At 49.8% G+C, this 19,573-nt stretch carries 15 protein-coding genes; 7 read left to right on the top strand and 8 right to left on the bottom strand.

Going from position 1 to position 19,573, the window contains the following annotated elements:
* Positions 1-12: 12 nt before the first annotated feature.
* Entirely contained in the window at positions 13-3,141 is a 3,129-nt protein-coding gene (locus I2I11_RS00800; RefSeq protein ID WP_196265764.1) for a SusC/RagA family TonB-linked outer membrane protein, read from the bottom strand.
* Positions 3,142-3,557: 416 nt separating this feature from the next.
* Here I2I11_RS00800 and I2I11_RS00795 point away from each other — a divergent pair, with 416 nt between their 5' ends.
* A complete protein-coding gene (locus I2I11_RS00795) occupies positions 3,558-5,510 on the top strand; it encodes a M1 family metallopeptidase (protein WP_196265763.1) in 1,953 nt (650 codons plus the stop codon).
* A 241-nt stretch (positions 5,511-5,751) separates the two neighbouring features.
* On the opposite strand, the gene I2I11_RS00790 is transcribed toward I2I11_RS00795, so the two are convergent.
* Together I2I11_RS00790 and I2I11_RS00785 are read right to left on the bottom strand one after the other, a co-directional pair.
* A complete protein-coding gene (locus I2I11_RS00790; protein ID WP_196265762.1) occupies positions 5,752-6,105 on the bottom strand; it encodes a TM2 domain-containing protein in 354 nt (117 codons plus the stop codon).
* Entirely contained in the window at positions 6,098-6,451 is a 354-nt protein-coding gene (locus I2I11_RS00785) for a DUF2752 domain-containing protein (RefSeq protein WP_230679818.1), read from the bottom strand. The genes I2I11_RS00790 and I2I11_RS00785 overlap by 8 nt, the downstream gene beginning before the upstream one ends.
* A gap of 218 nt (positions 6,452-6,669) precedes the next feature.
* Between I2I11_RS00785 and I2I11_RS00780 the strand changes: the two genes are divergently transcribed.
* Together I2I11_RS00780 and I2I11_RS00775 are read left to right on the top strand one after the other, a co-directional pair.
* Positions 6,670-7,038 (top strand): thiol-disulfide oxidoreductase DCC family protein, encoded by a 369-nt coding sequence (locus tag I2I11_RS00780; protein ID WP_196265761.1) that lies wholly within the window; start codon positions 6,670-6,672, stop codon positions 7,036-7,038.
* Positions 7,039-7,189: 151 nt separating this feature from the next.
* A complete protein-coding gene (locus tag I2I11_RS00775; RefSeq protein ID WP_196265760.1) occupies positions 7,190-7,660 on the top strand; it encodes a hypothetical protein in 471 nt (156 codons plus the stop codon).
* 563 nt (positions 7,661-8,223) lie between these two features.
* On the opposite strand, the gene I2I11_RS00770 is transcribed toward I2I11_RS00775, so the two are convergent.
* Complete coding sequence (locus tag I2I11_RS00770; protein WP_196265759.1) at positions 8,224-9,489, bottom strand: DEAD/DEAH box helicase; 1,266 nt, start codon at positions 9,487-9,489, stop codon at positions 8,224-8,226.
* A gap of 319 nt (positions 9,490-9,808) precedes the next feature.
* On the opposite strand from I2I11_RS00770, the gene I2I11_RS00765 reads away from it, so the two are divergent.
* A complete protein-coding gene (locus I2I11_RS00765; protein WP_230679817.1) occupies positions 9,809-10,927 on the top strand; it encodes a lipase family protein in 1,119 nt (372 codons plus the stop codon).
* Between the two features lie 110 nt (positions 10,928-11,037).
* Here I2I11_RS00765 and I2I11_RS00760 read toward each other — a convergent pair whose 3' ends face one another.
* A complete protein-coding gene (locus I2I11_RS00760; protein ID WP_196265758.1) occupies positions 11,038-11,859 on the bottom strand; it encodes a sulfite exporter TauE/SafE family protein in 822 nt (273 codons plus the stop codon).
* Positions 11,860-12,095: 236 nt separating this feature from the next.
* On the opposite strand from I2I11_RS00760, the gene I2I11_RS00755 reads away from it, so the two are divergent.
* Complete coding sequence (locus I2I11_RS00755; protein ID WP_196265757.1) at positions 12,096-13,304, top strand: alpha/beta fold hydrolase; 1,209 nt, start codon at positions 12,096-12,098, stop codon at positions 13,302-13,304.
* A gap of 200 nt (positions 13,305-13,504) precedes the next feature.
* On the opposite strand, the gene I2I11_RS00750 is transcribed toward I2I11_RS00755, so the two are convergent.
* On the bottom strand, positions 13,505-15,334 hold the full coding sequence (locus tag I2I11_RS00750; RefSeq protein ID WP_196265756.1) for a lamin tail domain-containing protein: 1,830 nt from the start codon (positions 15,332-15,334) through the stop codon (positions 13,505-13,507).
* Positions 15,335-15,578: 244 nt separating this feature from the next.
* On the opposite strand from I2I11_RS00750, the gene I2I11_RS00745 reads away from it, so the two are divergent.
* Positions 15,579-16,568: an aspartate-semialdehyde dehydrogenase gene (locus tag I2I11_RS00745; RefSeq protein WP_196265755.1), complete on the top strand. Its 990-nt coding sequence runs from the start codon at positions 15,579-15,581 to the stop codon at positions 16,566-16,568.
* A gap of 185 nt (positions 16,569-16,753) precedes the next feature.
* The gene (locus tag I2I11_RS00740; RefSeq protein WP_196265754.1) at positions 16,754-17,029 is read left to right on the top strand and encodes a hypothetical protein; all 276 of its coding nucleotides are present in this window, start codon (positions 16,754-16,756) and stop codon (positions 17,027-17,029) included.
* Positions 17,030-17,437: 408 nt separating this feature from the next.
* Here I2I11_RS00740 and I2I11_RS00735 read toward each other — a convergent pair whose 3' ends face one another.
* Together I2I11_RS00735 and I2I11_RS00730 are read right to left on the bottom strand one after the other, a co-directional pair.
* Complete coding sequence (locus tag I2I11_RS00735) at positions 17,438-17,959, bottom strand: hypothetical protein (protein ID WP_196265753.1); 522 nt, start codon at positions 17,957-17,959, stop codon at positions 17,438-17,440.
* 105 nt (positions 17,960-18,064) lie between these two features.
* Positions 18,065-19,207 carry an FAD-dependent monooxygenase gene (locus I2I11_RS00730; protein ID WP_196265752.1) on the bottom strand — a complete coding sequence of 381 codons (1,143 nt, stop codon included), beginning with the start codon at positions 19,205-19,207 and terminating at the stop codon, positions 18,065-18,067.
* Between the last annotated feature and the right edge of the window lie 366 nt (positions 19,208-19,573).

Genomic DNA, 19,573 nt, shown 5'->3' with positions numbered 1-19,573 from the left:
ATTGTTTACTAATTAGAATGATACTGAAACCGTAGCGCCATAATAACGTGTTGGCGGTGTCTGGCTCAGCGTTGTTATACCGATGGCATTACTTTCGCTTCCTGCAAAGCTGTAGTCCGGATCAGAGTACTGGTTAGAATCAGGCAGCCACAGTTTAAGGTTACGGGCCTGGATGCTGACAGAAGCTGCTTTTACAAACTTAACGGTGCTTGCCAGCCATGCCTGTGGCAACTCATACTCCAGCGAAGCCTCGCGCCATCTCCAGTATTCGCCGCTGGTTACAAAGTTGCTGGCTACGTTCAGGTTCCTGTCGCCGTTGGCGAAGAAACCGGCGCCGCCATCTGCAACAGTAATGTTTGTGTTTGCCACATATTCGCCTGTTTCCGGATCGAGGTAAGATGAATTAGGTATCACAAAACGGTCGCGGTTATATTGCGCGCTTCTGGCAGAAGATCCGGAAAAATCGAACGAGCCACCACCATCATGATATCTTACATAGTCTCCTCTGTACTCAAACAAAGAAGTAAGGCGGAAATTCTTGTAACGCACTTCCATGTCCAGACCTAAACGGTGCTTGGGTTCAGTAGAGCCCAGAATCTGCAATTCAGGATTTTGTGTAGGGTAGCCGGAAATCCTGTCTACAATAATCCTTCCCTGATCATCACGCACGTAATCTGTGCCGAGTAATACCGGGAAGGCCTCGCCTGCTACGGCATATACCTGCGCATCACCGCCGAAAGATAACTGAAGGCGATCCAGGTCTGAAGAGATAGAAAGAACCTTGCCATCCTGGTAAGTATAGTTTCCGCCTATTGTAACACTCCATGTTTCGGTGCTTATCGGGCTTATGTGCAAGGCTGTTTCTACACCCTGGTTTTCGGTTTCGCCGGAGTTTACGAGGTAAGCCGAGAAACCTGTTGCTTTTGATACACCTGTCGTAACCGTCTGGTCAGTGGTATTTGTCTTGTAATAAGTAAATTTAGTTGAGATAACATCGTTCAAGAACACCGCATCAAAACCAAATTCATAGCCAGTGGTAATTTCAGGCTTCAGGTCAGCAGACACGAGTAAATTGCTCAACGAATAGCCGGTTAAGCTGCCATAAGGAAAACCACCTGTTGGCAGGAACGTGGGCTCGAGCGAATAAGCCCCAAAGTTGGTTCTGGAACCCAGGTTTACCTGTCCTACTTTAGACACACCGCCCCTGATTTTTAAGAGCGAGATAACACTGCTGTTCTGCAATGCAGGGATGGCGTCTGTGGCGGTAAAAGCAATATCTATAGCCGGGTAGAAGAAAGATCTGTTCTCCGGTGCCAGAATAGAAACCCAGTCGTTTCGGCCTGTTGCGTGCAGGAACAGATAGTCCCTGAACCCGATGGTCATATCGGCATATACACCTACCTGGCGTGCCTGATAACTTGCTTCAGAAGCACCTGGCTCGCCAACGCGGTTGCTGATGTTGTATAAACCGGGGTTTACCAGACCGTTTCCTGAAATAGAGATAAACTTGCTATAGTTGTTCCGGATGCTGGTTCCCAAAATCAGATTCAAAGAGAAATCGTTGAAATCCTTTCTAATCTGTGCCAGGAAGTCGGAGTTAAGCTGTGTGGTAGCCAGGCTGTAGTCGCCAACGCCACCGGCAATATCCGTTTTACTGGACGAAATTTCTTTTGTATAGTCAGTCAGCGTAAACTTGCCTGCTGTTGTTTTTTCAGTAGTGTTTCTGCTTGTTACACCCGCCCGGCCTGTAAACTCCAGCCACTCGACCGGCGCAAACTTCAGTTCAAAATTACCTATGATATAATTATTGCGCGTTTCCTGGCGGTTGTTATCAATCAGGAAATACGGGTTATCATAATACTCATTGTAATAACCATTCGGGTTTGCGAAAGGGTTGTTTCGCCAGTCTTTGTAATCTAAAAGCGGAATATGCGCCGGCGTTTGCAGCAGGGCATCATAAATGCTGGCTGTCTGGTTGGTGATATCATAGAAGTTTTGCGTGTAATTTGTATTAAACGAAAAATTAAATTTATCACTTAACTCATGCGTGCCGTTGATACGCACAGACGTACGGTTGTACTTATCTTCCGGTGTGGTACCGCTCACATCCAGGCGCTGGCCGGATGCATAAAACGTGGATTTATCGCTGCCTGATGAAATAGAGAAGTCTGTCTGGTTGCTTAAACCTGTTTCCCAGAAATCATACTTGTCGTCTCTGGCAGTGTAAGGCACCGTCTGGATAGAACCGTCGGCCAGCGGCTTGCCAATTTCAACCATAGAGCCGTCGAAAGCAGGGCCATACTGCTGGTTTTCGAAAGGAATGTACACCTGTTCGCCGGTAGAAGAACCGGAACCAAACTGGTTCTGTAAATCAGGGAAGAAGCTGATTTCCTCAAAAGTAGTGGTGTGCGACAGGTTGATCCTGGTTACGCCTTTTATACCTTTTTTGGTCGTAATCAGCACGGCCCCATTAGATGCGTCAGAACCATAAAGGGCGGCGGCATTACCACCGTTCAGCACGGTAATGGTTTCAACATCCTCCGGGTTCAGGTTACCCAATACTGTGTTCGGAACAATTACGTTATCCAGCACTATCAGGGCTTCGTTGTTACCTGTTAAAGAGCGGTTACCTCTCAGCGTAACACGCACGTTGGGGTTCACGCCGCTGCTTACTGCATTAATCTGCAAGCCGGCTACTTTGCCGGTAAGTCCTGAAGCAATGTTTGGTGTTTTACCCTGCGTCAATTCCTCGGTAGCGATGGTGGTGGTAGTATAGCCCTGCTCTTTCGCCTGGCGCTCGATACCACCCGCACCTACAATTACTACTTCGCCGAGTTGCTCTGCATCTACACCCAGTGCAACATTTACGACACTCTGGTTTCCGACAGGAACTTCTTTTGTAGCATAGCCGATGTACTTGAACACCAGTGTGGAGGCACTCTCCGGCACATTAACGGTATAAGATCCATTGCCGCCTGTAGCCGTACCCACAGTGGTACCTTTCACAATAACGGAAACACCCGGCAATCCCTGTCCGGTGGCTTGGTCGGTTACTGTACCCGACACTGTTTTGCTTTGTGCCAGCGCCTGTTGCAGCAGGGCAAACATCAAGGCAAAACAAATTAGTAGACTTCTTTTCATACTAAATACTTGTTTTGGTTAGTTGTTAATTGTTGTCTGTCCAAATATAATTAGATTATCGGCACCAATAACATTTAAATAAAAATATATTTAGTTAGATACTTTTCATATTACTATAGTATAATCCTATAGTGCAACAAAAAGCCCCAAATGATACCCCTGCACGATATAGCAGCTATAGTTCAAAGTACCACAGCACCAACTGCATGCACCTGATATTCTGCAAGGAGGAACCACATTTTAAAATAATTATATCTGTGCTGTTCTAAAAACCTTATCTGGTATGCAATATCATACCCGTTCATACTTCCCTGTACTTACACAGCTTTTTTTACCTGACCCAACCTTATACTTAAACTGTAAAAACCGGTATCTTGTGTGTGGGCTGCCGGCATAATGCCTTACTTTATACATCTATGAAAAATTTATACTATTGCCTGTTACTGCTCTGCAGCCTGCACACTGTTGCTGCACATGCCCAAAGTATAAACTCCTGCGCGCTGAGCCGCCTCAGCGCTGCCCGTCGCACGGCCGTGGTGTCGCCGGAGCACCAGCGCCTGATGAACCAGTACGATGTTACTTTCTATAAACTGGATCTGGCACTGGAGCGCAACAGCACCCATATTGCCGGCACCGTAACAATCAATGCCACAGCAAAGGCTGGTGGCCTCAGCGCTTTTGCGTTTGAACTGCACCCCAACTTTACCATTGAAGATGTAAGCGTAAATGGCCAAAGCCAGCAGCCTTTTACCCGTAAGGGTAGCGAAGTGGCTGTTGCGCTTGCGCCGGCTATACCTGATGGCAATAAAATTTCTGTGGCAATTACTTACAAAGGCACTGCGCCCAACGGAGCCAGTGCTGCTATCGGCAACGGGTTCAGCAGCGACACCGAACCTACCTGGGGCAACCAGGTAACCTGGAGCCTGAGCGAACCCTATGCGGCTTACGAGTGGTGGCCCTCCAAACAGGTGCTTACCGATAAAGCGGACTCAGTACATGTGTTTGTAACAACCAGTGCTGAGAACAGGGTTGGCTCTAATGGCCTGCTGGCGCGTACCGTGGATTTGCCGGACGGCAAAAAGCGCTACGAATGGAAATCGCGCTACCCGATTGCTTATTACCTTATCTCTGTGGCGGTTTCTGATTACGATGAGTATGTTACCTATGCCAATCCGGCAGGTGCGACAGCGCCCATTCCCATTGTTAACTATGTATACAAGGGAGGCGCCATAGATAAGTTTAAGGAGGAAATGGACATGACGGGGCCTTTTATCGAGTATTATTCCGAGTTGTTTACGCTGTACCCCTTCGATGCCGAAAAGTATGGCCACAGCATGGCGCCCATCGGCGGCGGCATGGAGCACCAGACCATGACGACGCAAAGCACCTTCGAGTTTACCCTCACGGCACACGAACTGGCACACCAGTGGTTTGGCGACAACGTAACCTGCGGCTCCTGGGAGGACATCTGGCTGAACGAAGGCTTTGCTTCTTATGGAGAATACCTGTCGCTGCAAAAATTCAGGCCCGATCAGGCAGTTAACTGGATGGAAAATGCACATGTGTATGCTTTTGGAGGCATAAACAGTTCGGTGCAGGTGTCCGACACCACCAATGTCAGCCGTATTTTCTATTATGGACTCACCTATAAAAAAGCAGCTTCCGTGATACACATGCTGCGCTTTACCATCAACAACGATGCGCTGTTCTTTCAGGCGCTCCGCACGTATCAGCAGCAGTTTGGCGGCGGCACCGCCACAACGCCGGATTTGCAGCGCGTGTTCGAGGAAACAACAGGCATGGATTTGGGCTACTTTTTTAACCAGTGGTATGCGGGCTACGGGCATCCGCTGCTGTCCGTGGAGTGGAACCAGCAAGGCAACTCTGTGCTGCTCTCGGCAAAGCAAACCGGCAGCAGTACAACGCCTTTCTTTAAAACTGATGTGGAATACCTCATTCATACCATCGCCGGCGACACCACCATCCGCGTGGCGCAAAACCAACCTGACGAAACTTACCTGATACGCCTGGAAGCGCAAGTAACCAGCATTGAAGTAGATCCAAATCACTGGTTATTGCTGAAGGTGCTGCAAAATCAGCAGAATCCGATTTTGGAAGTACCGCAACAGGAGCCAGCTATACTTTATCCAAACCCCACCTCCGACATGCTGAACATCGCGCAGCTGGATTTTACCCCGGCCACCGCCAACATTTACGATACTGCCGGCCGCCTGGTAAAGCAAACCCGGCTGCCGCAGCAGGCAACAACGCTCAGTATAAAAGTAACAGAATTGCCGGCCGGGCTTTATGTAGTACACCTCTACAATAGCACCCAACACTACCGCAGCAGTTTTATAAAGCTCGATTAAAGACCTCGCAGCGTGCGCAGCTCCTGCAAGTGTCTTGTTAGCTAGCAGCATTATTGTCAGCACTATGATTCTCAGGATTAAAGGATTTTGGATTAACAGGCTTTGCTTAAAAACAATTCTGGCCTTGTTTCCAAAATTTATACTTTATACATCTTGTTCATCCTGAAATCCTGTAAATCCTAGTCCAGACAATCGCAGGAGCTGCGCACGCTGCCAGGACCGAGGTCATTTATACTTATTGTCATCTATAGCCGTGCATCATCACTACAACTTGTTGTGCCTCTTTTACATTGTACTCGTAGGCCAGGCGCTTGTGGTTTATCAGGTCGACGATGGTGCCGATAAAGCAAAGGCCGCCCGTGAAGAAGTATAACACGCCCATGCCAATCTGCCCCAGCAGAAACCGGTGAATACCGGCAAAACCCACCAGGCCGATGGCTGCCGTGACGAGCACCAACTGTGGTTCTTTGCGGCGGGCGCGGTAAATGTTGGCAAATTGCTGGGCCTCCGCATCGGGCATGTCTTGCACCAACGATTGCACAAAGGCCATTTCGTCGGGCTCCAGGTCGGGCATCAGGTATAAAATGTTAGCCATGGGTATAGGTTTGTTTTGAAGTTGGTTTCAGATGAAAAGCAAAGTGCCAGCGCACCAGGTTTATACTTCGGCGCAGCAACAGCACCAGCGCCGGCAAGCCCAGCGGGTGCGCCTGCCACGAAGCCTGCCACTGCCCGTGCAGCAAAAAACTCACAGCATGCCCTAATCCGCAACCAGGGCAAAAGTCAAACCCCATCCAACTAAGCGGACACAGGCTGAAGAGATGATCTCCCTCCGGCTGCATCAGCGCCAGCGCCACTATTCCGGCTACCCACAGCACGGCCTCCGTCAGGTAAATGTTCCGCTTCATAAACTGCAGCAACTGCTGTTTTAACCGCATCGTCATGGCCTTAACGTAAAGCTATACCTGGCATAATGAGATAATTACGATTAAGATATGATAAAATTCTTACAATCAAAAATTACTCCCGCAACGCTTTCTTCTGCCTGTGCTGCGGGCGCTGGGGCTTAGCAGCCTGCAGCATATTGCCTGAAGGATAAACCGGCAAAACAAAACCAGCTATCAGCGGTATTTACCTTTAACAAACCTATACTTCTGCTACCATGGCCAATCCTCCGATTTTGATTTTTGATGGCGACTGCAGCTTCTGCAAATACTGGGTTAACAGATGGAAGCGGAAAACAGCCGGCAAGGTAAATTACGTGCCTTACCAGGAAGTACCGGATAATTTCGAGGGAATAAGCAAGGCACAGTTTCAGCGCTCCGTCTGGCTGATTACGGCAGATGGGCGGCGACTGAAAGCGGCAGCAGCCGTGTTTGAGTTACTGCGTATTGGCGGTACCGGCACCTGGAATCAAATTTATCACCGTGTGCCTCTGGCCGGTAAAGTGTTTGAACTGGGTTACCGCCTGATAGCCAACAACCGCAATCTGTTTTATAAACTGACCAAGTTGTTTTTCAGGGATGTATGACGTGTAAATTCGTAACCTCCCGCCTGATACTTACTGCGTCTGCTCCTGGCGCGATGTATTTCATCAAACTTTATTAATTTACCTACCTTTGCCCCTCCAAGATTATAAACGAGGAATCCTCATTTCTTCCTCAAGCCCGACAATACAAGCAGTGGATAACAAAACAAAGAAGCAACTAAAAGCACTGGCCATTTACCAGATAATGGGCGGCCTGCTGGGTATAACGCTTATGCTGTGGATACTCTTCAGCGGCGGAATATCTATCACGCAACCCATTTTACGTGCTTCTATTTTTGCGGCAGGGCTGTACATCTTCTCCATACTCTGCGGCCGCCTGCTGTTCCGGAATGCCCGCCGCGGCCTCTCATTCTCCATCGTAAACCAAATACTGCAGGTGGTATACTTTACTTTCGGGAGCTATGGCTTTCAGTACGTGTCGGGCCTGCGCATCGGCTTCGGCTTCGATATGGTTGGCTCCTGGACTTTCAAGTTTCGCGTGGCCCTCTCTTCTTTCCAGTTTGATTTCGGCACCGACACCGGCCAGAAATTCATCGGCCTTAACCTGGTAGCTTTGTTCCTGATTTTCTGGATGGAAAGTATGCTGGAGAAAATAAAGGAGTGAAGTATAGGTATCGCATTTATACTTGCAACACCCTTTGTATAAATCTTCGATTTATATGATTAATCGTAATGAACGTGATTTTCTTCGTTGTGCTTAGTTTGTAGTTATTGAGCTAGCGCAAGTGTTCAGCGCAGCGCCACTTGTGCTTATACGTGATAGCAAGTCTCCAGACTTGCGGAAGTATGACTGCGGGTAAGGCAAGTATAAGCTTGCTTTGGGTTAACATCCAAAGGATAGATTCGCCAGAATTCAAAAAATGGTTCACACAAGTCTGAAGACTTGCCGGCATGGAAAGGCACAAGTGCCACTTCGTCTAACACTTGCGCCAGCTATGTTATTAGGTTGCATTCTATGTGATAGCACAGGTAGCACATTGCTAAACACTTGCACTGTTAAGGAGGTGTTTTGCCGGATTTCTATGTATCCTGCTCTTTAGGAATCTGCAACCCGAAAGCATGTTTATTGCGAGAACTTGCATAAGTTGCATTCTTCTGCATTCAAGCGAATTCATACTTCGCCTATCATTAGCAGCGGTTTATACTTGTGCCATCAAGTATAAACCGCTACTTCTTTTTCTTCGCTTTCTTCTTAGCGCGTTTGTTCCTGTCAATTTTGTCTTTCGCCTCGGTTTCTTCGGCTTCTTTTAGCAGGGCGCGCCAGTCGTGGTTGGCTTCGGGCGAGAAGTCGATGGTGGCTTCGTAGTCGTCTTTGTCAACAGCCAGCACCTTAATGTCTTTGGTGAGGTACTCTTGTATTTCATCCAGTATCGGTTGCTCTTCGGGGCTGCAGAAAGATACAGCAATGCCATGCTCTTTGCCCCGGCCGGTGCGGCCCACACGGTGCACGTAGTTCTCAGGCTGCTCGGGCAGGTCATAGTTCACCACGTAGTCCACACCCGGTATGTCTATGCCGCGGGCGCTTACGTCGGTGGCAATCATCAGCTTTACGGCACCACTCCTGAACTTTTTCATGGCCTCGTTGCGATCCTTCTGGTCTTTGTCGCCGTGTATGGTAATGCTCTCGATACCCACGCGCTCCATGGCCTTCTGCACCCGCTCGGCGCGTACTTTGGTGCGCACAAATACCAGTATCTTTTTATCGGGGTTCTCTTTAACCACGCGCTCCAGGAAGTAGCGCTTGTCGTCCATGCCCACATACATCACCGAGTGATCTACATTTTTGGCCACGGGGTCTTTCGGCGAAATCTGGATGCGCACCGGCTTGTTTACCAGCGAATAGGCCAGTTCTTTGATAGTTTCGTTGATGGTGGCCGAGAAGAACAGTGTCTGGCGCTGGCGCGGCAGGCGCGTAATCAGTTGCCGGATATCGTGTATAAAGCCCAGATCCAGCATGTGGTCGGCCTCGTCGAGCACCAGGATTTCCACGCGCTCCAGCCGGATATAGCCTTGGCTTACCAGGTCAAAGAGGCGGCCGGGCGTAGCTACCAGTATATCTATGCCGGCTTCCAGTTGCGCTATCTGCGGCCCCTGCTCCACACCTCCGGACACGCAAAACGTTTTTACGCGGGTGCCACGGCCAATCTGCTCGAATACCCCCGTAATCTGCAGCGCCAGTTCGCGTGTGGGCACCATCACCACGCACTTGATGCCGTCCTCGCGCCGCCGGTTTTTGCCGAACTGCAGCTTGTCGAGCACCGGAATAGCGAAAGCAGCTGTTTTTCCGGTGCCAGTCTGGGCAATGGCCAGCACATCCTCCCCTTTCATAATGGGCGGAATGGCCTTAAACTGAATGTCGGTGGGCTTTATGAAATTAAGCTTGCTGAGGCTTCTCTTGATCTCGTCAGAGATGCGGTAATCGTCGAACTTCATGGCGATGGCGTTTATACTTAACTGCTGTTATACTATACGTAAGCCAGCGGCAGGATGCAAAGGTACAGGATTTATGGGACAGTTGCGCCGCCGCTTCAGAACACTAAAGTTTACCCAAGAGGGGCGGCTGCAACAACATAAGAAACGTGTTTTGTCCCTAATTTATTTTTCCGGGCAGCATGGCACTTCTCGGCCACTCCTATTGTTAAAATGCAAAATAACACAACACCCCATCGTGATAAAACAAATGTTAACCATTTGCCTTTTTCTTAGTATCCTTCTTTCCGGATTCGGCTGCCAGCCAGAAGCTGTAGCGCCTATGGGAGTAGAGATAGCGCAGGACAAAGAACACTTGGTGTCGTCGGAGCTTGTTGCCAGCGTACCGCAAAGCATGCTGCGCTCGATTGCTGCTTCAGAAGGCTTTGGCGCCTACAGCAACGAAATAAAGTATGGCGTAGATGTTTATAAAATCGTCTATTATACCACCTACCAGGACAGGGAAATAAAAGCCTCGGGCCTGGTTTGCGTGCCCCAGGGAATCAGCGAACCGGCGCCTGTGCTCAGCGCCCAGCACGGCACCATTTTTAACCAGCAAGAGGCGCCTACCAATTTCACCGATCTTTCCGGGTTCGAGCTGTTTGCTTCTTCCGGCTACGTTACCTTTATCCCGGATTACATTGGCTTTGGGGAATCCGCAGGCATTTTTCATCCTTACTATAACCAGAAGTACTCGGGCCTGGCGGTGGTTGATATGATAAAAGCAGGCAAGTCGTTCTGCCGGAAGGAAAACATCCCGCTAAGCGACAAGCTGTTTCTGGTAGGCTACTCAGAGGGAGGATACGTAACGCTGGCTGCCCAGAAGGAAATTGAAACCCACCCCGAACATGGGCTGCAGGTAACCGCATCGGCAGCCGGGGCAGGCGGCTACGATCTGGTATCGATGCTGGGCGGGGTGACTGCCGGCAAGCCTTACCCGTACCCGTCGTACCTGGCTTATGTGCTGCAGTCTTATAACAACACCAGCAACTGGAACCGCCCTTTAACTGATTTTTTCCAGGAGCCCTATGCCTCCAGGTTGCCCAACCTCTTTGATGGCACAAATGGCGGCAGCGCCATCAACAGGCAACTGACTACTGATCCGAAAACTCTTTTTTCGCCCGGCTTTTTTGAGGCGCTGCAAAAGCCTGCCGGAGAGTTGCCGTTGAAACAGGCGCTGCAGGCAAACAGCTTTTACGACTGGGTGCCGCAGAGCCCGACACGCCTGTATCACGGCACAGCCGATGAGATTGTACCTTTCGAAAACTCGAAGCAAACTTACGAGCGCTTTGCAGCACAGGGGGCAATGCAGTTGAAATTCATTCCCATACCGGAAGGTACACACGGCACCGCTTTTGAGCCCATGCTCCGGTCAGTGATCCCGTGGATTCAAAGCTTCTGACAGATGAGCTTTTTATAAGGCGCAGGAACGGGTAACTTAGCGACGTTCCTGCTCCTTATACTTTTATACTCCGTCAGCATTCTGCCTGCACTGGCAACTTGACGTATTCCTTATCCTTTACTACCAAACCACTCCTGCACCGAAGTCAGCAGCAGGGCAAAGTCGCTGCCGCCGGAGCCATAGGTATCGTAAGCAAACTTAAAGATGATGCCCGTAACCACCACCAGGAACAGCACGCGCACAAAACCTGTACCGCACCGTAGCGCCGTGCGCGTGCCCAGCTGCGAGCCTATCATGCTGCAAATCGCCATCGGAACAGCCACCTCGTATAGAATATAGCCTTTAAAGCCAAAGTATAGCAACGCCGACAGGTTGGTAGCCACATTCACGACCTTCGCTGCCGCTGAAGCAGCCAGAAAGTTAAACCCGAAAATACCGATAAAGATAAAGATGAGAAAGCTGCCGGTGCCGGGCCCGAAAAAGCCGTCGTAAAAGCCAATAGCCATACCTATCAGCACCCCGTAAAGCGTTTCTTTCGCAACTGTGAGTTTAGGCGCATGCAGTGAGCCAAAATCTTTCCTGATGAAAGTATAAATGGCTACCAGCACCAGCAATACCAGAATAATTGGTTTCAGCAGGTCGGCATTGATGTGCGCTACGGCCCGGGCGCCCAGAAACGAGAACACAAACGCCGCTGCTGCTGCCGGAAGTATGGCCAGGTAATTGATTTTAACACTGCGCACATAGCGCACCATGGCCCAGCCGGTGCCTGCAATGGAGGAAAGCTTGCCCGTGCCAAACACCATGGCAACCGGCACGCCGGGCAAAAAGATGAAAAGTGCCGGCAACTGAATAAGTCCGCCACCGCCTACCACCGAATCTATAAAGCCTGCCAGAAAAGCAAACAGGCACAGGTAAATTGTTTCTTGCACCGAAGTATAATCCTGAAAGCTTAAAACAGCTTTTTATAATATAGAAGAAAAAATTGGCGCAAGATAACAGCTTTGTTATCTAAAGTAAAACTTTGAACGTAAAAGGGCCTACTTAAAGAAGCAGCAGCTTTGTAACGAACTTGCACCCCGTAGCAATTTTAATTAATTTGCGAAATAATACTGTTTTAAATAACAATATTAATATATTTACGTCGTATTATACCTATACCTTATTCATGAACATTGTGATAAAATCATTCTTTACCTATATCCTGATAATGAGCTTTGCACTGGCCGGCACCGGCTGCGACACAAAAGATCCGGCTCCGGACGCAGGAACCACCACTCCCGAAACAGATGCTTATATTTCATCGCAGCTCAAGGCCGATGCTTCCCTGAGCGTATTGCAGTCGCTGGCGTCCTCGCAACAGTATGCACTCTTCAGAAATGATGCAAAGTATGGCGTATCTACCTATAAAATGGTTTATTATACCACCTACAAGGGTGAGCAGATAAAAGCCTCGGGCCTGATTTGTATCCCGCACATGGATGCACCTGCTCCTATAATAAGTATGCAGCACGCCACTATTTTCTCTAACGAGGAGGCCCCGTCTAACTACAGCGGCATTTCGGAGCAGGAGCTCCTGACATCAGCAGGTTATGTTACACTTGTGCCGGATTACATTGGTTATGGTGAGTCTGCGTCTGTGCTGCACCCTTACTACGATCAGCTTCATTCTGCCCTTGCTGTTGTGGATATGATCAAAGCAGCTAAAACTTTTTGCCAGGAAAAGGATGTCGCCTTAAATGACAAGCTGTTTCTGATTGGATACTCTGAGGGCGGCTATGTAACGCTGGCTGCGCAGGAAGAGATAGAAACAAACCCCGCGCACGACCTGGAGGTAACGGCGGTTGCTGCCGGCGCCGGCGGCTATGACGTTGCCTCGCTGCTTGGGCTTGTTACTTCCGGCGAACCTTATTACTTTCCGGCATCCTTCGCTTTTTTGCTGCAGGCTTACAACAACACCAATGACTGGGATCGCCCTTTAACGGATTTCTTCCAGGAGCCTTATGCTTCTAAAATACCCACGCTTTTTAATGGTATCAACAACGGCAATACCATCAACGAGCAGCTTCCGATTGATCCCAAAAAGCTCTTCAACCCGACCTTTTACGAAGGCCTGAAAGACGAGAGCAAAGAGTTGCAGCTAAAGGATGCCCTGCAGGCCAACAGCTTTACAGACTGGGCGCCGCAAAGTCCTACCCGCCTTTACCATGGCACAGCCGACATTATTATCCCATACCAAAACTCAAAGAAAACGTACGAACGTTTTCTGGCAGAGGGCGCCAAGCAAACGAAACTTATTCCTATCGAAAACGGCACCCACGAAGATGCTTATGGGCCTATGCTGGAATCTGCGCTTCCGTGGTTAAAAACATTTTAGCAGGAGATTTAAAAGTATAAGCATCAATGTTCTGGTACTTATATGCCGGAAAACAGGCAAAAGCTATCTGAATTGATGTTAATCAAAGTATAAACAGAAGCCGGAGAAAGAATCAAACCTTTCTCCGGCTTCTGTTTATACTTACATATTCACTCCTCTCACATCTCTTTTTACAGATTATACTTATCTGCCGTACAAGCTCATAGTTGTCCGCCGAGTACCACTTTCGCTTTGTACTGGCTTTTCTCCCCGTTTAAGCCAAAGAGCTCGATATAAAACACATAATAACCTGTAGCCGCTTTGGAACCGTCTGCTCTCAAGCCATCCCACTGAAAAAAGCCTCCGGCAGCCAGTAATTCATTCCGCACCAGTTTCCGGACCTCCCGCCCCTGCGCATCAAAAATAGTGATGTTGGCGATCTGGCCTGCTTTATCTGCCTTGTAATTGATCGTGGTGAAATCTTCAAAGCCATCGCCATCCGGAGAAAATATCTGTGGCGCTACCTCAAATATTTGCTGCGCCTGCACCTCGCCCTGCACCTGCGAGTTCTGATAACCGGGCGTGGCCAATACCGTGGTCGCCGCTGAGTGGAAATTCCCGGCTATACTTGCTCCGTCCAGCCGCACCCGCTCCAGCGACACGCCGTTTACATCGTCCAGCAGGGCAAAGTGCATTTCTTCGTTGTACCCGAACCGATCGGCTATCGCACGATCTGGCTGAAGCAGCACCACTGTCCCCGCTTCATCCGGGTAAGCGGGCAAAGCTGCCATCGCCAGGAATGCCTCTTCTTTTGCAGCGGGATAGTTGGTTTTAATATTTCCTGGATTAGAGGTAAGCAACACATACTGCCCAGGTGCCAGCATATAATTTGTTGCCGTTATTGTTTTCGCGTTGCTGGTGCTGTCGCCGCCGGCCAGTTGCCAGTTCTGGAGGTTAATATACTTGCCGCTGCGGTTTACCAGCTCCACAAAGTCGGTGCCACCGGGTCGCGGGTTAAACAGGATCTCGTTGATGACCACATCGCCGGGCGCGGGCACAGAGGGCAAAGCAAAAGTAGCCTGCAAGGGTTGAGAGTTGAGGTTTCCGGCACAGTCGGCCATACTTGCGACAGTTAAAGTATAAAGCTGGTTTTCCTGCAGCGGCGTGGCCAGCTGAAGTATAACCTCCGTAAACAGCGGTCCCGGCACCTGCGCTCCCGCTATGGTTATACCCGGACTGACGTTGTAACCAGCTATACTTGCCGCCTGCACACTGTCCAGCTTTTCGCTGAAAGTGAGTAACAGCTTGTCCGGCGCGATAGCCGCTGCATCTGTAAGTATAGGCGGCGTATTATCAGGGTTGGAGGCTGCAACTGAATTGGCCTGCGCCGGTGTGCCGCCATCCGGGTGGGTGGCAGCCGTCCAGTTTTCTGCGCCGCCGCAGGGGTTGGCCACATCTACCATCTCCAGGCTCCAGCCGCCATCTTTCTTTCCATTGTCCTTATACCAGGCTGCGCTGTAGTTTACAGCATAAATGAGCTGTCCGTCAGGCCGGCGCAGTTGCAGCAGTTCGCCGCTGTTGTTCAGGCCCGGAAAGTTGCTGATGCCGATAACCTTTCCATATTGGCTGAAATTATTTACCTGCGTGTTCGGCACAACCACCGCATATTCCTTCGGCAGCAGTTCCACCTCCGGCAGCGTTGTAGCGGAAGTCGCATCAGCGTATCGGATGCCCGCCAGGGTGAGCACCTTATCAGTCGGGTTGTAGAGTTCGATATATTCCTGTTCGGGCAGGCCACCGGCTGGCGTTTCATCGGCCATTATCTCGGTAATCAGCAGTTCATTATAGCCGGGCCATACAACAGCTTCGGCATGGTTGCCGCCGGAGAAAGTTTTGTTCGGTTGGGCGGTGGCAACAATCGGGAGCAGGAAAAGCAAGCAAGCTGCAATACCGGTTTTAACCCCATACAAACCAAAACTGCACCTTTTATACTTTCGGGCTGTTGCTGCCGTAGCAAATTCTGTAAGGTTTTTTAGTAAATTTTGTTTCATAGGCGGTGTTTTACTGAAAACTTACGAAATTGCGTTTGCGTGAGGGACAGCATCCTGTTCAGACACTCACAGGCCGGAAAGACACTGTGAGCTCAGGCCGCTGCTGTAAGTTCCAGAAACATTACGAGTAGCGGACTGCTTTGGGTATGCATGCTGCTGAATGGCGTTAGAAAGTTAACAGCTTCACATTCCTGTATCACGCATCGACACCGTAACACATTATCAAATTAACACATTAAGATTGATGAAAATAGCAGTTGTAGGCGCCACAGGGCTGGTTGGCGGCGAAATTTTGAAAGTGCTGGAAGAACGCAATTTTCCGGTAACAGAGTTGTTGTTGGTTGCTTCGCAGCGGTCTGTGGGCAGGAAACTGTCGTTTAAGGAGAAACAGCTGAAGGTGATTGGCATGCAGGACGCCATTGCCGCCGCCCCACAAATTGCGATTTTCTCGGCAGGTGGCGGCACCTCTACAGAATGGGCGCCTAAGTTTGCCGCAGCCGGCATTACGGTTATCGACAACTCTTCGGCCTGGCGCATGGACCCGGCCAAAAAGCTGGTAGTGCCCGAAATTAATGCCAAAGAACTGACCAAAGACGACAGGATTATAGCCAACCCGAACTGCTCTACCATACAGATGGTGGTAGCCCTGAACAAGCTGCACGAAGAACTGCACATGAAACGTGTTGTGGTGAGCACCTACCAGTCGGTAACGGGCACGGGCAAAGCGGCCGTAGACCAGCTGATGAACGAGCGTGCCGGCAAGACGGGCGACAAAGCATACCCTTACCAGATAGACCTGAACGTGCTGCCTCATATTGATGTGTTCCTGGACAATGGCTACACCAAAGAGGAAATGAAGATGGTGCTGGAAACGAAGAAGATTCTGGGCGACGATTCGATCCGGGTAACAGCCACGGCGGTACGCATACCCGTGATGGGCGGCCACTCGGAGTCGGTGAACGTAGAGTTTGAAAAGGATTTTACGCTGGACGAAGTATACCGCATTTTGGATGAGACGGAAGGGGTGAAAGTAGTAGACGATGTAAAAAACTTGCAATACCCGATGCCGCAGGACGCACACGGCAAAGACGAAGTGCTGGTTGGCCGCGTACGCCTGGACGAAACGCAGCCCCGCACGCTGAACATGTGGATTGTGGCTGATAACCTGCGCAAAGGCGCCGCCACCAATGCCGTACAGATTGCCGAATATCTGGTGGAGAAGGGGTTGGTGTAGATTGGCTGATGGTTGTTAGTTGTTGATTGCTAGTTGTTTGTTGATGCATGCGCGCTCTTGCCGAATCTGATGAGTTGCAAGTACAATTGCGCATTAAAATAAACAGCGAATATAAGTTTGTTTTAATATATAAATATCAGAATATTTCGCTCTGTAATTAACCAACAAACTTACACAACATCAACATGAAAAAATTTACTAAAGCCGCTGCATTTGTGCTTCTTGCTGCCTCAGTATCTAGTTGCGCAACTGTATTCGGAGGTCCTGTTAACGACTATCAAAAAACCAAACCACTTGCAGGACAGCCGCAACGGGAGGTTCGTGCCGGCGCATTGATTGCTGACATTGTTTTGTTCTGGCCCGGTGCTGTTATAGACTTTGCTACTGGCGCTATTTACAAACCACAACCAACCACGCCATCACCAGCAACACAGTCACCTGGCCAGCAAACTGGTAAATAACAGGAGTGTGATGCCGCACCTAACACGTGCATCGGCAGATTATTTAATGGGGACTTAAGAAGTCCCCATTTTTTATTTGGGTGGATTAAGATATATGAAACAGCGGGAGATTAAGAAATTAGTTATGTTAACTTTAGATAGAACTTATACTTTATGGGGCAATTATCCTTATTTACTCTTGCGTGGCTTTGATTCGAAAATTGAAACATAACTCCCCAAGCTCCATAGCGCAAGTCTTTAGCGAAGCGGGACTTGTGCTTTCACATGGCAGGAAGTCTTCAGACTTCAGTGAACCACTACCATACACCAAGCCTTCGGAATTTCCGCTACGTAAGTCCGAAGACTTACACGCATATATGGGCACAAGTGACGCTGCGCTTAACCCTTGCGCCAGCTAAGAAGAGCCCCTTACTCTGCTTTTGCCGCTACGGCCTCGTCCGGGCATTTTTTCCCGATTAGCTCCCGCAGGTTCTCTACGCAGGTTACAGGTATAAAAGTATAGGTGGCGGTGTCGCCGCTGCTGCAGTATTTAAAAGTGGCGAAATCGGTGCTGCTGCGCGGGTATATCCACCTGTTGTCGTTGCAGCCATACACTACCAACGGAAAATCGCGGTAAGGATAATCCACGAACGACGCGACTTTGCCATCCTTTACAAACAGGAGCCTGTGGTGCAGGTTGGGCACTTCGGGCCCGTTCCATCTAAAGCCAATTTCCTCACTCATGTAATTTGCATTGGTCAGTTCCTGAAAGTAATAGAGCGTATCCCATTCAAAATCAGTAAGCTTCTCCATCGACACAACTTTATACCCTTTGGGGCCGGCCTCACCGGTGGTAACGGCAGTTTGCAGTTTATCAAGCAGCTCGCCGTTGCTGTCAGAGCAGCTTAGGAGTGAACATGTGAACAGGAAGAACAGCAGTTTTTTCAGCATAAGTTTGTCTTGTAATCAGTCAGGTAAAGTCGGTTACCGATACCGCCCGCAGGTAGTTTTAGCGCGCCGCAGACGAAGTATAGCCGGAATATAGCACAATTTTAGCTAAAAGTCTACCCGGTACAGGTCTTCCATCTGCCTTTGGTCTATCTGCTTCGGCATTAAACGGAAAACAACATTGCGAAAGCCCGCCAGCACAGGATGCTGCCATTGCGACACCCATCCCAGCAACCTAGACAAGCGGATAACTTTAGCGGTACGGGCCATTCTGCGTTTTTCATACTTTTTCAGGGCTGCAGCTATGTCTGCTTCCTGCCCCAGACACTGTCCCAGCACCACGGCATCCTCAATGGCCTGGCAGGCGCCCTGGCCCATGTTGGGCGTGGTAGCGTGGGCCGCATCACCCAGCAGCAACACCCGCCCGAAAGCAAACTGCTTTAAAGGCTTCAGATCATGGATGTCGTTCCAGATAAGCTGTTCGGGTTTGGTGGCGGCAAGTATGGCTTGTACAGGCGGATGCACGCCGGCAAAGTGCGCAGCCAGGGCGTCGGGCGTTATCCGGCGCATGGCTTCATCATTGGCGGTCGCATTGATGCAGGCGTACCAGTAAATCCTGTTTCCTTTGAGCGGCGCCATACCCACACGGCCCTGCGGCGCCCAGGTTTCCGCCGAAATCATCTTGTTTATCTCAACTCCCGGATTTTCTATCACGGCCCGCCAGCAGGTATAACCGGCATACCGCGGGCGGCTGTCTGGCAAAAGCTGCCGCCGTACCACCGAATTAATACCATCGGCGACGATCAGCAAATCGGCGGTAGCCTGCGTGCCGTCTGCAAAAACTGCCTGCACCTGCCCGTTGTGCTGGTTTATACTTACGCAACGTTGGCCCAGCACCAGCGAGCCAGGCTGCAAATGTTGCTGAAGCACCTCGTGCAAATCAGCACGATGAATCACAAAGTTATTGATGCCATACTTACGGCTCAGGGGCTGCGTGTCCATGTGGCTGATAACGTTACCTGCGCCATCAAACATCACCAGTGCCGTGAGTTGCTTGCCGCGCGCCACTACTTCTGCAGCCACGCCCAGCCGTTGCAGGCCCTGTATGGCATTGGCCGCCAGTCCCACGCCCGCGCCTACAGGTTTAAGTTCGGGCGCAGCTTCATATACCGTGGCAGTTATACCTTGCTTTTGCAGGGCAATGGCTGCGCACAACCCTCCTATTCCGCCGCCTATTAGTATAGCTTTCATAGCTTAAATGTGTTTGCCGGATATAAAATTAGTTTCTGCGACACGGTATTGCGCCGGACACCGGGCTTTAGCAACGAAAATAAAAGCTTTAGCGGCATACCGGCAGCAGCCTTAATTGGTGTGCTATTATCTGCTTCGTGGCCCTTTCAGCATGCGCCCCGCCCAATTTATAATTATCCTGCAGGAGGTGATAGATTTATCAGCGTTAGCACCGGCAACTACGTAAGGTTAAGTTAAATAATAAAACAAAGAATTGTTCTCCGTGTTCAGTTTATGTCGTTGCGCTGCACCGTGCAGCAAACCAAATACACCGTATGCTATACTTGTTTAGGCACACGTGGCGGGGCAGACACAGGCATTAAAGCA

Source organism: Pontibacter rufus (assembly GCF_015694705.1).
Classification (GTDB): Bacteria; Bacteroidota; Bacteroidia; order Cytophagales; family Hymenobacteraceae; genus Pontibacter; species Pontibacter rufus.
The sequence above is the reverse complement of the archived record's forward strand: the minus strand, read 5'-3'. Positions and strand labels throughout refer to the sequence as shown.

What these genes read in the sequence shown, in the direction of transcription:
- I2I11_RS00800 (WP_196265764.1), bottom strand. Translation starts at nt 3,141, where the DNA reads ATGAAAAGAAGTCTACTAATTTGTTTTGCCTTGATGTTTGCCCTGCTG.
- I2I11_RS00795 (WP_196265763.1), top strand. Translation starts at nt 3,558, where the DNA reads ATGAAAAATTTATACTATTGCCTGTTACTGCTCTGCAGCCTGCACACT.
- I2I11_RS00790 (WP_196265762.1), bottom strand. Translation starts at nt 6,105, where the DNA reads ATGGCTAACATTTTATACCTGATGCCCGACCTGGAGCCCGACGAAATG.
- I2I11_RS00785 (WP_230679818.1), bottom strand. Translation starts at nt 6,451, where the DNA reads ATGACGATGCGGTTAAAACAGCAGTTGCTGCAGTTTATGAAGCGGAAC.
- I2I11_RS00780 (WP_196265761.1), top strand. Translation starts at nt 6,670, where the DNA reads ATGGCCAATCCTCCGATTTTGATTTTTGATGGCGACTGCAGCTTCTGC.
- I2I11_RS00770 (WP_196265759.1), bottom strand. Translation starts at nt 9,489, where the DNA reads ATGAAGTTCGACGATTACCGCATCTCTGACGAGATCAAGAGAAGCCTC.
- I2I11_RS00765 (WP_230679817.1), top strand. Translation starts at nt 9,809, where the DNA reads ATGGGAGTAGAGATAGCGCAGGACAAAGAACACTTGGTGTCGTCGGAG.
- I2I11_RS00755 (WP_196265757.1), top strand. Translation starts at nt 12,096, where the DNA reads ATGAACATTGTGATAAAATCATTCTTTACCTATATCCTGATAATGAGC.
- I2I11_RS00750 (WP_196265756.1), bottom strand. Translation starts at nt 15,334, where the DNA reads ATGAAACAAAATTTACTAAAAAACCTTACAGAATTTGCTACGGCAGCA.
- I2I11_RS00745 (WP_196265755.1), top strand. Translation starts at nt 15,579, where the DNA reads ATGAAAATAGCAGTTGTAGGCGCCACAGGGCTGGTTGGCGGCGAAATT.
- I2I11_RS00740 (WP_196265754.1), top strand. Translation starts at nt 16,754, where the DNA reads ATGAAAAAATTTACTAAAGCCGCTGCATTTGTGCTTCTTGCTGCCTCA.
- I2I11_RS00735 (WP_196265753.1), bottom strand. Translation starts at nt 17,959, where the DNA reads ATGCTGAAAAAACTGCTGTTCTTCCTGTTCACATGTTCACTCCTAAGC.
- I2I11_RS00730 (WP_196265752.1), bottom strand. Translation starts at nt 19,207, where the DNA reads ATGAAAGCTATACTAATAGGCGGCGGAATAGGAGGGTTGTGCGCAGCC.